We start from the raw sequence: 13,007 nt of genomic DNA, 5'->3' as shown, positions 1-13,007 counted from the left end.
AATGGAGATTTTCGGTCCAGTAATTGATGATGAAACGAGATGCATACATTATCATACAGAAAAAGATATTATCGCGATAAAGTTTGCATGTTGCGAGCGCTATTATCCGTGCTATAAGTGTCATGAGGAACATGCCCAGCATGCCATAAAACGCTGGCAGCAATCACAATTTCATACAAGGGCGATACTTTGTGGACATTGTAAACATGAAATGACGATTCATGATTATATGCAGTCATCATCTTGTCCGCAATGCAAGGCGACTTTTAATGCACGTTGCGCCAATCATTATCCTATTTATTTTGAAATGTAAGTTGAATAGACTAAGTGTGAGAAGCGATATAGATACAGTGTTTTACTTTTTAAATACTTTATGTTATAATAAGACTCGTGCTATTTTGGGTAGCAACATTCAGTAATCTGGCATTCTGCTTTTTGTTTTTTAGGATACTTATTCACACTGGCGCATGCTTTGGGGCTGCAAGGACGCAAAAGAAGGTTGGGTTTGCGTTGCTTAAGTTAGAGGGCACACAGTGGAATTTTACCGCGGTGATGAAACGAAAACGTTTCCAAATAATATTCCCCAGATGATTGGGTTGAGACTTTACAATTTACAGAAATGTTACCTATTAAATACTAAAGGGGTAGCTTCGCAAACGCGAAGCTACCCCTTGTCCAATTTTTTTGATAATATTAACAGTAATAATAAATTTCTGCCATTTAGCACCTACTTTTTTAGAAAAGTTAGGTGCATTTTTCGCTTTATTTTCCTAAATAACGACAAAAAACGACAAACTATCTCTGGATTATATTACCGTTTACTATTGTGGGAAAATAAGTAATAATGAAGTACAGAGTTTTTTAAAAAATCAAATATATGCTATTTTGATTGAAAAATTCTGAAAAATGATTGAAGTGAGGGTGGCATATGAAACAAGTAAATGAGGTATCAATACCTGTATTGGACCAATTAACAGATGTAGCTCAGCAACAACAGAAAAGCTTGGAGGTATTTGTAACACTCTATTCCCACGAAAGGTTATTAGTGCGCTTAGCGGCTTCTTCTTACGAGGATCAGTATTGGCTGTATGGAGATTGTTTAATCGGTGCATTAACAAATAATTATGATAAGTCTTCTACAGGAATTACATTGTGTGCCAAAAAAATGGCCAACAAAGATAGCATCATACAGCATGCTTTCAAAGAAATTTGCTCGGTGAATGTACCAGAGGATGGTATTGAATTTGTTAGCGATGAATTAGAAATTACAACTAGTGATGAAAATCAAATTCATATTAGAATGCCTGTACAATTAGGACACATAACAACATACATAGAAATAAAGATTAACCTTTTTGATAGAATAGCAATGGCTCCAAAAACGATAGCGCTTCAGACGATACTAGATAATTCGCCAATTGAGTTATTGGCTTATCCAACAGAGCTCATGATTGCACATAAATTTAACTTATTATATCAATATCCAGCATGCGAACAAGCAATGAAAGAATATTATGATGTATACTTATTAGCAAGTACACAGAATTTTGAAGGTCGAGTTTTACAAGAGGCTATATCAGATACATTTGACCGACATAAAACAACACTAGAAAAATATCCATCAATGTTCTCTAAACAACTTTATTTAGACGCTGCTAACAATAAGAGATGGCAACAATTAGTTAATCAACAGACGTTACCATTCGATAAAGTTCAAAAACTTGTTCATCAATTGTTAGTGCCAATTTATGAGGAAGTAATAGTAGAGAATGAATTTTTTGAAAATTGGGATTACAAACTAGGTGATTGGCAATAAGAAAATGAAAAATCCGCGAGCTCTAATAAAGTTCGCGGATTTTTGTGAAAAAAATATGAATTAGTCCGTGAAGCATAAAGAAGTTAAGTAACCTAACATTAATAAAAGACCAATACCCATTACAATTGACATACTTTGTACCTCCTTTTAAAAAACGACACATTTATACATAAATTATTGTACAATGAAATATAGAAATATGAAACCTTTTATTGGTTGGAACGTATTATATTATAAGTAGAATTACCAATTTGTACATAAAAAAGAAGGTGTTAATTAATGAAAAAGTGGGTTCAAAAAAGTATCGTAATTATGGTTGCGTTTTTAACATTTGGATTAATTACGCCAACACATGAAATTTGGGATGCATTCGATCATAATCCATCAAATCGTGCTTCCATTGGTCCATCACCTGGGACAAGCACTGCACTAGCAGCTGAACCAGAAGCAATAGCAGAAGAAGCGACCGAAATACAGCAAGATGCGATTGACTATGGTGCGTTACTTGTCGATGCAGCGAAAGAGCAGTCATATGTGAAGTTTGGGACAAAAATTGGTCCTAAAATTAGCAATGAATTTGACTCCATTATCTTCCCGAAAATGGAAGAAGCAATTGCGATGACCGTTGCAAATGTAGAAGACAGATCACTGGCAAATCTCACAATTACAGAAAAACCAAGTGGTAACTACGGAGAGAAAATCTTTAATATCGTTAATAACGAAACAGGAGAGGATTTAATCCGCTTCCACGTACGCACTGAAAAGCGTCCACAAGAAGGCTATTACTATAACTTCCACTACCACAGTGCTGAAGACAACTTTATGGCTCATAACAATCTTGGTGATATTTATTGGGAAAAAAACACACCACCGAAGTGGTTGTCTTAGCATGCTCGAAACACTCGTATTAAATACGAGTGTTTTTTTTGTGGAAACCATGATATATCAAGATTTATAGTAAATTCTTAAGGAAGAAAATATTAATGTTATTGCAGATAGGGAGTGTAGTAAAAAGCATGTACCTCAATTAATTAAATACATCATTTTCAATTTCCAATTAAAAGAGGACATTCTCCTGTTAAAAACAGACAGTCAAGGCAAGTAAGTTGGATTTTATTTGGTCAATCAAATACGAACAAAGCATACTGCACTGCTGTGGAAGATTATATTTTAACTACATATGTAGATGAAAAAAAGTTCCGTAAATATTTCAGTAGAGAATAAATTAGAGAGTTAACATTCATATTAACATTCGTCAGTATTGACCTTACTTAAATTCATGTACAATTAACGAGGGGAATAATTTTTTTAAAAATCTATTGCTGACAGATCGCCGTATGCGATGAAAGTCGCCTGTACGGTGAAGGCTCGCTATAAAATCTTGAGATAGAGAAAAGATATAAGACGAGAATAGCCAACCAAATGTAAGTATTTCGGCACCATATAATGATGGAGGAACTATACCTGGTAATTTCATTATGTCTACAAATGTGAACTTGACAGTTGCGATACCAGGGCAAAACGGTACAGTTGCTACTTATAGTAACCCTAGAAGTAATAACACAAGTATAGCAACTGCAACAATTATAGGACCAAATCCATCAGGACATGTATATTTAGATGTGAAAAAAGTTGGTTCAGGTCCAGTTAAGATTACTTTTGACTATACAGGTAGTAATGGAGCAACTGGGACAATGACCTGGACATTTAATTTTCAATAAAATTTACGTTAAAGTTCCAAGTTAAGAATATACAATTTTTCGAAAGTATTTATAGAAACGAGAGATTTTCTAAAGAAAATCACAATGCTAAATTAAGGGAGCTTATCAAATAAAGCTTATTGTAGATGTGATGAAATTGGTACTCAATCTAGCCCCACTGTTTCTGTATCAATTAATTTAATTGTACTGAAGAAACATGTAGACCTCACCATTTTGGTGAGGTCCTTTTTATACATTCGTCGCATATTGTTCAGTAACCCACCAAACAACAAGCAATGATTTAGATATTATTTTATTAAAATTAAGAGCAGATACCATAAAAGATTAAGATTTCTTTACCTAGTCTAATTGTAGTGATTTAATTTTACAAATAATTGTTGTGCTTACTTCTCTCTTTCCATTTATTAAAGAGCTCACTGTCTACGAGGATTAATTCCATATCTAATGCTTTTGCATATTTAGCCAAGGTTATAGAAGATGGAATTGAGTTAAAGGTTTCCATTTTCGAAACAACACTTTTGGATAAACCACTTTTTGCTATCACTTCATCTTGACTAATATTTTTTTCTATTCTCTTATTTAACAAATTAAATGCTAATTTAGTTAGCTGTTTTTCTTCTTCAGAAAGTAGTGTATGATCCATAATTTCATAATACCGCATAAAAATTTTAGGTATTATTCTTGGTGAATAATTTTCCACGTCACACCTCGTTCTTCTTTTCATATATAGTTTGCAGATTAAACTATATGATTATATTGTGGAATCTACACGAAAGCTAGATTTCACATCTTGAAAATAAATTTCAATAATTAAAGTCTATTTTAATTTTTCCTTTTTGTGTATTCAATTAAAAAGGAAACTTCTCCCTTTTTGCAGTAGAGAAAAGAATCCTTTACTAGAATAATATACAATAAAAAGGAAAACCATCCACCTAACGTATTAATCGAGAAGTTTTTAATAAGGACCTAAAAATCAAAATAATTACAAATATTAGTTTATTAGAAATATCGTAAATCGACTGAAATAGGGTGGTAATTGGGTAGGTAATATTGATTGCATGAATTTTAAAGTGAAAACTAATTAGGAATGCCAAAGTGTTACAAGTTAGAAGGACAAGTAACAGAAAAATGAGAATTCAATTAATTGTGGAAGTCATTAATTATCTAACCGGGATAGTGGTGAGTTTGAGTAAGTTGTTACTTAGTACCAAATGTAGATGCTGAAGAGTACCAATTGTATCCAAAATGTTTCTTTAAAAAAAGTGATGAAGAAAGCTTATTGAACTAACCGAGCAGAAGAATAGAGGTCTTGACAACCTTCATGTCGAAAAGAATGTATAACCGCGTAAAATAGAAGGAGAGATACTTTGAAAGAAATTAGGGAAGCAACAAAAGAGGAAATGATAGACATTTATAAGATGGGCTATGATGTTTGGGGAGATAATCTCCCATTTGAAGAATATATAACTATGTGCCAGTCTTCCAAGAAGTATAAAAAGGGAAAGTGGTACGTTCTTGAAGCCACAGAAACAAAACAACTATTAAGCTCTCTCATCGTTTACGAACTAAATCTTTCTGAAAACCAAATTGTAAAAGGGATTGGTTCAATCGCCACCCCTTTATATTTAAGAAAAAAAGGATATGCTTCTTTATTGGTCAAAGAAACAATAATTAAACTTGAACAGGAAGAAAACTGTAACAACTTTTTCCTATATAGTGATATTGGGATAGAATTTTATAAAGGATTAGGTTTTATTGTACTACCGAATGATAGTCAAAAATATAATGACAGCGTTTGTATGTATTACTCAAAAGATAATGATATCGACTCCATATCACTTGATATCCCCGATTACTTTTAAAGCACAACCTTATTGCCTTTTTTATGGCTTAAAAAGGCTTTGGCAGCGGGGTAGCCAAAGTGTTAGTTGAAAGAGCTTAACAAGGCTTTTAATCTTAATAAATTTGTAATCTAGACAGATTATCAAGGGAAATATTGAGAAAATATTCATTAGAAAAGTGAGGGAAAGCCATGAACATTTCGTATAAATTGATGTCTTCATTAAGCTTTGAAGAAGCGCATGTCCTATTTAATCGTGGATTTGAAGGCTATTTAGTGCCGATGAATTTATCTTTTGATACATTCTTAAGTCGATTTGCAAATGATGGATATTCTCCGGCATTATCTATCGTTGCATATGATGGAAAAGACCCAATCGGCTTTGTGCTCCAAGGAATTAGAGAAGTGAAAGGTCAAAAGATTTCTTGGAATGGTGGAACAGGTATTATTCCAGAATACAGGGGTAAGAAATTGGGCTATTCCTTGATGGAGGAAGCGGAAAAAATTTTAAAAGAACATAAAGTTTCAGTAGCAACTTTAGAGGCGCTGTCAGAAAATAAGCCAGCTATATCTTTATATGAAAAGTGTGGTTACAAAGTGGAGGACGATTTATTCTTTTTACGTGCAAATGAAATTTTAAATAGTAATGTACCAAATCTTGACGGCTATGAAATTATAAGAATGCCAGCTACCCAAACTATTGGATCAGATTTATTTTCAACAATCGTCCCTTGGCAAACGGATGCTAGTAACACGCCAAAACTAGGTGGAGAAGCTGTAATAATTTCGAAGAATGGAGAAGTGCAGGCAACTTGTCTTATTCGAAAAAAATGTGTGTTTGGCAATAAGACAGAAAACATTACTTTATTTCAGGTGAAAGAAAATGGAAATGAAGATGCGCTAAATAAACTCCTCGCATACGCATTAGAATATGACCAAGCTATCAATCGTACAACTTATAACTTCTTAAAAGGAAATGGCCGTGTAGTTTCTTCTTTACTGGAAAGTGGTTTTGAAAATACTTCTATATCACAAGTTTTTATGACAAAAATCCTCTGAAATATTCGATCGATTATAATCGTCAAAATTACCTATTCGAGCTTGGACGGACACAACCAATTTCAATTGTCACATGGCAGCAACCATATAAGTCGTTTAGCGTAGGACGTAGCAGTAAGTCCAACTGCTAATCTGTATGATGCTGCCACACATAAATAAGGCAGGAGCAATCGTTCGGAAAATCGGTATCCTTTAACTTTTAGTACACTAGATGAAGAGTTAATTTGAGAATCTGCAAAGGCACTTGAACTAAAAGCTAGAAACACTACTAAAATTAAACTTGAAATGAACGATAAAAGTAATTTCATATATAGTTCCTCCTTTAATAAAAACTAATTCTCTCCTTATCTTAATATTATTTATTATTAGACATTAAATTTTATTTTTCCTCTAATTCTATTGTATTATTTTTATCAGGGGAAAACATATTATTTAAGGGAGCTGTAGTCATGGAAAACAAAAAACGCAATGATGATAATAATTGGATTCCAGAAAGAAATATAGTGAAAGGATTTACTTTCAAAGGATTCCTAATTTTTATCATTATATTGATTATCGGATCGCTTGTTAATTATTTTTTAAAACAATAATTTTTTGATTATACATTTACATCTTTTTACTCTTATAAAGATTGTTTTTACCACTAATGCAACAGTACTATTAAATCCTTGTATGTAATGAATAGGCACTAAACTGTAAAATTGTTTAAATCCCTCGTATAAATTGGAAACTATCTATAAAATTTACAAAAAATATGATATACTGATTTTGTTTTACAAAAATCAAAGAGGAGGGGAAGTAACATCTACAAGGTGTGATATGTATGAGCAAATTGAAACAAAGTTTTGGAAAATTAAATAAAATTGATATGTTTTCTCCGTATTTCTTTTTGCCATTTATTTTACTGTTATATTTTTTTATCAGTTTATTTGATTGGCATAAATTTGAACAATTCGGTATACATGTATCTATATGGCCAGCTGTAATATTAGCTGTTATTTGTTATTACATAGGTGTATTGATAATTGATAAACTTGAGTGGACAATTCCATCGTTCGGACTGTCGTTCTTAGGGAAATATGTGATCCATTTTATAGTTGCCTTGACATTGCTTGGGCTAGGCTCCTATTTAATGATGATTTTTAGTGGCAACTTAGGGATTACGGACGAAGCAAATCGCCGTAATTTAGATCCAAAGTTAAACTTCTTTAGCCAATTATTATGGTTTGGTGTGTTATTGCTCTTGTCCTATAAAATGATTTTGGAAAAGACGATGACATGGAAAAAGGCAATCGTATATGGTTCAATTTTTGCAGTTGTCATGTTTTTATTTTTATTAATGGGCTACCGTACGCCACTTATCATTATGTTATTTACTGGCATTATTATTTTCCACTATGTTGTAAAAAGAGTGAAATTAACATGGTTTTTAACCGCGTTGGTCGTAATTGGTGTAGCATTCTCGTTGTTTGGATTTATACGTGTCCTTACAGAAGATACGTCACAGGAATTCAATAAGCGTGAGCAACCCGATGTAGAATTAACTGCTGAGGAAAGAGATAAACTATTAACGGCTGAACAAAAAGTAAACTTAGTACCGAAATGGGTTCGAGCATTAAATGTGAAGCTGTCACAAGTCACATCGTTTTAAGTACGATAATTGAATACACAAAAGAAGAAGATTACTTAAAAGGTGAAATTCATAAAGGAATATTTAGTACAATTTTACCTGGTGAACAAATTTCACCTCGCATGAGGGTTACAGAGGTCGTCAACTCGATTACGAGCGAACGTGGTGTAAATGTTACACGTGAACAGCGAACAACTACCCCAACATTTATAGGTCAATTGTTTTTAGATGGGGGTTATTTATTAGTTGCAATTGGCTTCCTATTATATGGTGTCTTAATTTCTTTAATTTATAATAAAGTAAAGCAAAATGGTATTCGCAGTTTCCACACTGTCGTTTACGCATTTACAATTACCGTGTTTACCGTTTCAATGCATACAGGTTTACTCGATTTAATCTTTGTTCTTATGCTTGGCTTCGTTATTATCGCATCTTCCATTATAACAACCGATAAGCGCATGCTTGATTTATAAAATATAGGCAAACTATCCTTTAAAGTTAATGGCAACTGCTTTTAAGGATGGTTTTTTTGTGGGGAAAGTTTGCCAGATTGTATTAACAACATACAAAATACAGCCTTCCCTATAGTAGGGAAGGCTGTTTATGATCAAGTAATACGCTCAAAAAACGTAATTGTTTTATTCATATCTGTTACATGTTGATTACACGTATCGCTGTCAGCACAAATGTAATTACTATGGTTCGTATAAGTGCCTACGACATTCCCTTTGATCGAAGTTGTAAATAGTCCAACATCAGCGTGACGATTACAAATTGCGCATATACCACGAACCGTATTATTTGCAAAAGTGCCTTTAATTGCTTTTAGCTTATCGTCTTGCTCAAGAATGACATATTTACGATGTGTACCAAGATCATCCCACGCGAAATAACAAATTTGTTGAAAATCTAATCGTTCTAGATTTGGCAACTTTAGCTTTTTTTCTTTTTTAAACAAGCTTTTTATAGTGCTTGCTGTAATTGGCTTAAATGGGATGACATATAACTTCAGGTCTTGTAAATACGATTCACCTGCTGCACGCTCTGTTACTGAATAAATGGGCTCAATCAGTTGGGCTTCTGAATTTGTCATGACAACATTTTCAGAAATCTCTTTTTGGACAAGGCCACGCACAGTTTGAATGACATTTGTGTCTTTTGAAGTAGCTATTGTTTGTAAAATTTTATTCATTTGTTGACCAAGTAAATTATAGTTTGCAACCGTTAAAAACGGCTGAATTGCTTGTTTTTCCATGTGAAATCACTCCTGTAAATTAGGCTTTTGTATTTGCGGCCTAAAGAGATCATCCATTTGTGGAGTTAACCTAGACCTCTTCGACCTGTAGATAGGCGGGTCTAGAGCAGGCATTACAATAGAATGCGACCATTTCGATTCCTCCTTGTAAAGAGAACTATTATTATTTTAACATTTTAAGGCAATGAAATAAAGAAAGAGGTGGCGTTTTTCTAAAATAAAAAAGGACTGTGCTAAGCAGCCCTATAACCGTGCATTATTGGATTTATGACACCATAGACATAATAAATTTCCCTGAAAGCATGAAAATTGCATAGACGAGTAATGCACCTATAACAGCAATGCTAGGCTTATACCAGTTTGTTAATAGGAAGGCGAGTACAGTGAAAAGTAACATGCCTACTGCTCCAAAAACTGTATTTTGTAAAACGCTATGAAAGGTGTCTGCTTTCATATTTTTCATTTGCATACCCATATTAATGAGCGTCAGAATTGGCAAGGCAGTAATAATGCCCGATAAAAATAAATATTTTGACTGACTTAAAAGCAAAGCAAGCACCATAATGGCTCCACCGACAAAAAAATACACCAAATATAACACGCGTAACCCTCAATTTCGTATTCTCTTCTAGATTTAGTAGTGTAATGATACTGCACATAGTACATGCTTACAAGAGCCTATCAATGTTAGTAGAAAAAAGTTATTAAATAAAGGAATCAATTTGAAATAACTAGCGATTTTCAGCGCTGAGGTGAAAAAGATTTTACGACTACTTACGTTTAAGGTTCTTAATGATTATTGTTGTTCGATTCCAATTTCGTTAAAAACAATAAATAACGACAATAGAACGATAGCTAAAATTTATCGTATATTCTTAGTATTCTCTTTTAATATATCGATAAGTACGATATAATCGTTGTTGACGATATATTAAAGGAGTATAAAATATATGATACAAGATATTAACCATTATTTCACAAATATTTTTTATCATCTCCATACAACACATGAAGATGTGATTTCCCATCAAAGTGTGCGTATTTTACAGATGATTCAAAAGGAAGATGAAGTGACAGTCCGCGATATTGCAACGTTGCTTAATATTTCACAAAATACAGCTTCAGAGCATATAAAAAAGCTTGAGCGTCTTAGCTGGGTTGAGAAGATTCGAGCAACCGAAGATCAACGCAAAGTTAAGCTCTATCTAACGGATGCAGGGCGAATTGTTTTAAAGAAAAATACGGAATTAGACGATAATAAGCTTAAGCAAGCACTGAACCTATTAACCGAAAAAGAACAACAAAGTGTTTTGGAAGCATTTCGGCTATTAAGTGAGGTGTCGAAATGATGTATACACTCGTAAAAATTATTAGTTCCGCAGCAATTATCGCTATAGTGACAGAAGTTGCAAGAAGATTTCCTACATACGGTGGTGTGATTGCCGCGCTACCACTTGTCAGTATTTTGAGTATTATTTGGCTAACAGTTCAAAGTGAACCAAATGAGCATATTCAGCGCTTTATGGTAGGGGTTATCGTTGGGCTTCCAGCAACGATGGTCATGCTTTTTGTGATGTATATGGCGATGAAATCATCTATCCATATTGTTTTTGCTATAGCGCTAGGAGTAGCCTCATGGACAATCTGTTTAGGTATTCAGAAAGCAATTGCTGGAGTATTTCATATTTCAATTTAAAGTAGGTGAAGTTAAATGTCAGTTATCAATATTTCACAAGTGAATAAAAAGGATGTCATCGAGTTTTTTCAAACGCATTGGGGAACTACAGAAATGGTTATTTCCAGTGGGATTTATGATTGTAGTAAGTTAGAAGGCTTTGCTTTTATTAACGAGAATAAAAAAATCGCAGGTCTAGTAACATACGTAATTCGTGAGGATGAATGTGAAATTATTTCTCTCGATAGTACGGAAGAGGGAAAAGGTATCGGGACATTACTTGTACAAGCAGTAGAAGAGTATGCATGGCAACACCGCTGTACAGTTGTTTTACTCATTACAACGAATGATAATTTACATGCATTAAAATTTTACCAAAAGCGTGGCTATTACCTCGTAGAAATTTTACAAAATGCAGTAGAACGTGCAAGAGCAGTGAAACCTGAGATTCCACTAATAGGCAATGACGGAATTCCTATTCGTGATGAAATACGTTTGCAAAAACTATCTGCCTCGTTTTGAGACAGATGGTTTTTTGCATTTGAATCGATAGCCACTATGGTGAAATATATTCCGCTGCCTATCATTTCTCGCTATAATTGTGTTGAAGATTGAAAGTGAGGAATCCAATGAAAAAAATATTATTTATCCTATTCTTTAGTGTGCTAGTAGTGGGAGCGGCATTTGTGATTTATTTGAAAAGTAATCCGCCACTTGTTATCAATGGGTATACAAGCGCTGATGGTAACCCTACTATCCGTTTAATCGAAATTGAAAATAAAGGTATAAGAGAGCTACAGTTACAAACGATTCTTGTCGATGAAAAATTACCGGAAAGTGCAAAGCTTATTGTCAGCAAATCAGAACCATTTGAAACAGATACAAAAATTGAAAACAACCCAAACATGTCATTTCATAAATTAACGCAAGTAAGTATTTTTCCAAGTCAATACATAGACAGACAGGCGATTGGTAAACAACCGCAACATTATGCAATACAAGTAAATGCTACAACGATTCAAAAAGTTACAATTCAATATAACTATTTGAAAATACCATTTACATTAACAGCGGTGCTTCAACCAAATAACGAGCAAAAAAATGATGCCAATTAAAATAGTTAAAAAACGAAACAGTCCTCATTTATGCAAAACTAAATTATTTGTCATATCGTTTATGCCGATGTCATTTCATAAGATTGTTTGATGAAAAAATCCCTTTTTTCCTAAATCATGGTAATCTAATGGTAATAGTTATCGCGATGATAGGAGGGGTCTAATGGAATTAGTAATAGTTGGTGTCGTGCTTGTACTTAGTATTTTAGGTACCATTTTAGTTGTTGTTAAGAAGCAGTCTAAAGGTGATGTAATGCTCCAGGTTGAAGCAATATGTGAAGGAAAGAATGAATTGGACCAGGCCGTTATGAAGATATACTTTACGTTTTCAATCGGAAAACTTGCCAGTCGTAGTAAAGAAATTATCGGTAGTATTGATTGGTCAGAAGGATGGATGCCAGTCAGCTACAATTTGAAAGAACATGGAAGCTATAGGGAAGACCGAATCCCTACATTGATAGAAGACAAATACACTACTTTTGATATAGATGCGACGAATGCAATTGATAGTCAAGGTAGTGGTGAGGGCTATATTGTTCTTGTATTAGAAAAACCGACGCATACAATGCTGTCTAGAGCAGGTGTAATGCTAGTCGTAACGGCTAACTTAGTGTCCTATCAATTGTCAGAATCTATTAGCTGGCATAATGAAGTAGTGGTCAACCATTATTAACTCATAAAGGATAGAACTAACGATAAATGCGCAATCCCATAACAAAAAAAATTTTCAGAAAAAATGTATGCGTTTTACACTTAGTGATATCAATAAAAAGGTCATGGTTGTTAATGAGAAAATTAATTTTTAAATATTGACAAGTTTTTAGATGTCCGATATAGTAAATACCAATTTCATGAAACAATGAAAATAGCTATGACAGGGACAAGAGAATTGATGA

General features: G+C 33.5%; 18 protein-coding genes. 14 read left to right on the top strand and 4 right to left on the bottom strand.

Going from position 1 to position 13,007, the window contains the following annotated elements:
- Position 1 precedes the first annotated feature (1 nt).
- The 4 genes from ACIQXW_RS08170 (at position 2) to ACIQXW_RS08155 (ending at position 3,537) form a co-directional block, all read left to right on the top strand.
- The gene (locus tag ACIQXW_RS08170; protein ID WP_402760992.1) at positions 2 to 313 is read left to right on the top strand and encodes a CHY zinc finger protein; all 312 of its coding nucleotides are present in this window, start codon (positions 2 to 4) and stop codon (positions 311 to 313) included.
- Between the two features lie 615 nt (positions 314 to 928).
- Positions 929 to 1,816: a nucleotidyl transferase AbiEii/AbiGii toxin family protein gene (locus tag ACIQXW_RS08165; protein ID WP_402760989.1), complete on the top strand. Its 888-nt coding sequence runs from the start codon at positions 929 to 931 to the stop codon at positions 1,814 to 1,816.
- A 279-nt stretch (positions 1,817 to 2,095) separates the two neighbouring features.
- The gene (locus ACIQXW_RS08160; protein WP_402760986.1) at positions 2,096 to 2,704 is read left to right on the top strand and encodes a YpjP family protein; all 609 of its coding nucleotides are present in this window, start codon (positions 2,096 to 2,098) and stop codon (positions 2,702 to 2,704) included.
- A gap of 590 nt (positions 2,705 to 3,294) precedes the next feature.
- Complete coding sequence (locus tag ACIQXW_RS08155) at positions 3,295 to 3,537, top strand: hypothetical protein (RefSeq protein ID WP_340824339.1); 243 nt, start codon at positions 3,295 to 3,297, stop codon at positions 3,535 to 3,537.
- A gap of 364 nt (positions 3,538 to 3,901) precedes the next feature.
- On the opposite strand, the gene ACIQXW_RS08150 is transcribed toward ACIQXW_RS08155, so the two are convergent.
- Positions 3,902 to 4,237, bottom strand: coding sequence for a helix-turn-helix domain-containing protein (locus ACIQXW_RS08150; protein WP_402760983.1), 336 nt, complete (start codon positions 4,235 to 4,237; stop codon positions 3,902 to 3,904).
- A 667-nt stretch (positions 4,238 to 4,904) separates the two neighbouring features.
- On the opposite strand from ACIQXW_RS08150, the gene ACIQXW_RS08145 reads away from it, so the two are divergent.
- Both ACIQXW_RS08145 and ACIQXW_RS08140 read left to right on the top strand, forming a co-directional pair.
- Positions 4,905 to 5,399: a GNAT family N-acetyltransferase gene (locus ACIQXW_RS08145; protein WP_401016964.1), complete on the top strand. Its 495-nt coding sequence runs from the start codon at positions 4,905 to 4,907 to the stop codon at positions 5,397 to 5,399.
- A gap of 170 nt (positions 5,400 to 5,569) precedes the next feature.
- Positions 5,570 to 6,436 (top strand): GNAT family N-acetyltransferase, encoded by an 867-nt coding sequence (locus ACIQXW_RS08140; protein ID WP_402760980.1) that lies wholly within the window; start codon positions 5,570 to 5,572, stop codon positions 6,434 to 6,436.
- A gap of 62 nt (positions 6,437 to 6,498) precedes the next feature.
- On the opposite strand, the gene ACIQXW_RS08135 is transcribed toward ACIQXW_RS08140, so the two are convergent.
- Positions 6,499 to 6,744, bottom strand: a complete 246-nt coding sequence (locus tag ACIQXW_RS08135) for a hypothetical protein (protein ID WP_402760977.1) — start codon at positions 6,742 to 6,744, stop codon at positions 6,499 to 6,501.
- A 141-nt stretch (positions 6,745 to 6,885) separates the two neighbouring features.
- Between ACIQXW_RS08135 and ACIQXW_RS08130 the strand changes: the two genes are divergently transcribed.
- The 3 genes from ACIQXW_RS08130 to ACIQXW_RS08120 all read left to right on the top strand — a co-directional run bounded on the left by ACIQXW_RS08130 (position 6,886) and on the right by ACIQXW_RS08120 (position 8,539).
- Entirely contained in the window at positions 6,886 to 7,026 is a 141-nt protein-coding gene (locus ACIQXW_RS08130; protein WP_402760975.1) for a hypothetical protein, read from the top strand.
- Positions 7,027 to 7,259: 233 nt separating this feature from the next.
- Positions 7,260 to 8,087: an oligosaccharide repeat unit polymerase gene (locus ACIQXW_RS08125; protein ID WP_402760972.1), complete on the top strand. Its 828-nt coding sequence runs from the start codon at positions 7,260 to 7,262 to the stop codon at positions 8,085 to 8,087.
- Positions 8,039 to 8,539 (top strand): hypothetical protein, encoded by a 501-nt coding sequence (locus ACIQXW_RS08120; RefSeq protein ID WP_402760969.1) that lies wholly within the window; start codon positions 8,039 to 8,041, stop codon positions 8,537 to 8,539. The genes ACIQXW_RS08125 and ACIQXW_RS08120 overlap by 49 nt, the downstream gene beginning before the upstream one ends.
- Before the next feature lie 134 nt (positions 8,540 to 8,673).
- On the opposite strand, the gene ACIQXW_RS08115 is transcribed toward ACIQXW_RS08120, so the two are convergent.
- Positions 8,674 to 9,321: a FusB/FusC family EF-G-binding protein gene (locus ACIQXW_RS08115; protein ID WP_401016960.1), complete on the bottom strand. Its 648-nt coding sequence runs from the start codon at positions 9,319 to 9,321 to the stop codon at positions 8,674 to 8,676.
- A 265-nt stretch (positions 9,322 to 9,586) separates the two neighbouring features.
- Complete coding sequence (locus tag ACIQXW_RS08110) at positions 9,587 to 9,883, bottom strand: hypothetical protein (RefSeq protein WP_340826469.1); 297 nt, start codon at positions 9,881 to 9,883, stop codon at positions 9,587 to 9,589.
- 388 nt (positions 9,884 to 10,271) lie between these two features.
- On the opposite strand from ACIQXW_RS08110, the gene ACIQXW_RS08105 reads away from it, so the two are divergent.
- The 5 genes from ACIQXW_RS08105 (at position 10,272) to ACIQXW_RS08085 (ending at position 12,784) form a co-directional block, all read left to right on the top strand.
- Positions 10,272 to 10,670: a MarR family winged helix-turn-helix transcriptional regulator gene (locus ACIQXW_RS08105; RefSeq protein ID WP_402760966.1), complete on the top strand. Its 399-nt coding sequence runs from the start codon at positions 10,272 to 10,274 to the stop codon at positions 10,668 to 10,670.
- On the top strand, positions 10,670 to 11,017 hold the full coding sequence (locus tag ACIQXW_RS08100; RefSeq protein ID WP_340826471.1) for a DUF3147 family protein: 348 nt from the start codon (positions 10,670 to 10,672) through the stop codon (positions 11,015 to 11,017). The genes ACIQXW_RS08105 and ACIQXW_RS08100 overlap by 1 nt, the downstream gene beginning before the upstream one ends.
- A 15-nt stretch (positions 11,018 to 11,032) precedes the next feature.
- Positions 11,033 to 11,518 (top strand): GNAT family N-acetyltransferase, encoded by a 486-nt coding sequence (locus tag ACIQXW_RS08095; RefSeq protein ID WP_402760963.1) that lies wholly within the window; start codon positions 11,033 to 11,035, stop codon positions 11,516 to 11,518.
- Between the two features lie 107 nt (positions 11,519 to 11,625).
- Positions 11,626 to 12,111 (top strand): hypothetical protein, encoded by a 486-nt coding sequence (locus tag ACIQXW_RS08090; protein WP_401016954.1) that lies wholly within the window; start codon positions 11,626 to 11,628, stop codon positions 12,109 to 12,111.
- A 163-nt stretch (positions 12,112 to 12,274) separates the two neighbouring features.
- A complete protein-coding gene (locus tag ACIQXW_RS08085; protein ID WP_401016952.1) occupies positions 12,275 to 12,784 on the top strand; it encodes a hypothetical protein in 510 nt (169 codons plus the stop codon).
- The last annotated feature ends 223 nt before the right edge of the window (positions 12,785 to 13,007 follow it).

It is taken from the genome of Lysinibacillus sp. NPDC097162 (genome assembly GCF_044762185.1).
In the GTDB taxonomy this organism is placed as follows: domain Bacteria; phylum Bacillota; class Bacilli; order Bacillales_A; family Planococcaceae; genus Lysinibacillus.
The sequence above is the reverse complement of the archived record's forward strand: the minus strand, read 5'-3'. Positions and strand labels throughout refer to the sequence as shown.

Coding starts and splice junctions, on each gene's coding strand:
- ACIQXW_RS08170 (WP_402760992.1), top strand. CDS start 2: ATGGAGATTTTCGGTCCAGTAATTGATGATGAAACGAGATGCATACAT.
- ACIQXW_RS08165 (WP_402760989.1), top strand. CDS start 929: ATGAAACAAGTAAATGAGGTATCAATACCTGTATTGGACCAATTAACA.
- ACIQXW_RS08160 (WP_402760986.1), top strand. CDS start 2,096: ATGAAAAAGTGGGTTCAAAAAAGTATCGTAATTATGGTTGCGTTTTTA.
- ACIQXW_RS08155 (WP_340824339.1), top strand. CDS start 3,295: ATGTCTACAAATGTGAACTTGACAGTTGCGATACCAGGGCAAAACGGT.
- ACIQXW_RS08140 (WP_402760980.1), top strand. CDS start 5,570: ATGAACATTTCGTATAAATTGATGTCTTCATTAAGCTTTGAAGAAGCG.
- ACIQXW_RS08135 (WP_402760977.1), bottom strand. CDS start 6,744: ATGAAATTACTTTTATCGTTCATTTCAAGTTTAATTTTAGTAGTGTTT.
- ACIQXW_RS08130 (WP_402760975.1), top strand. CDS start 6,886: ATGGAAAACAAAAAACGCAATGATGATAATAATTGGATTCCAGAAAGA.
- ACIQXW_RS08125 (WP_402760972.1), top strand. CDS start 7,260: ATGAGCAAATTGAAACAAAGTTTTGGAAAATTAAATAAAATTGATATG.
- ACIQXW_RS08120 (WP_402760969.1), top strand. CDS start 8,039: ATGGGTTCGAGCATTAAATGTGAAGCTGTCACAAGTCACATCGTTTTA.
- ACIQXW_RS08115 (WP_401016960.1), bottom strand. CDS start 9,321: ATGGAAAAACAAGCAATTCAGCCGTTTTTAACGGTTGCAAACTATAAT.
- ACIQXW_RS08110 (WP_340826469.1), bottom strand. CDS start 9,883: ATGGTGCTTGCTTTGCTTTTAAGTCAGTCAAAATATTTATTTTTATCG.
- ACIQXW_RS08105 (WP_402760966.1), top strand. CDS start 10,272: ATGATACAAGATATTAACCATTATTTCACAAATATTTTTTATCATCTC.
- ACIQXW_RS08100 (WP_340826471.1), top strand. CDS start 10,670: ATGTATACACTCGTAAAAATTATTAGTTCCGCAGCAATTATCGCTATA.
- ACIQXW_RS08095 (WP_402760963.1), top strand. CDS start 11,033: ATGTCAGTTATCAATATTTCACAAGTGAATAAAAAGGATGTCATCGAG.
- ACIQXW_RS08090 (WP_401016954.1), top strand. CDS start 11,626: ATGAAAAAAATATTATTTATCCTATTCTTTAGTGTGCTAGTAGTGGGA.
- ACIQXW_RS08085 (WP_401016952.1), top strand. CDS start 12,275: ATGGAATTAGTAATAGTTGGTGTCGTGCTTGTACTTAGTATTTTAGGT.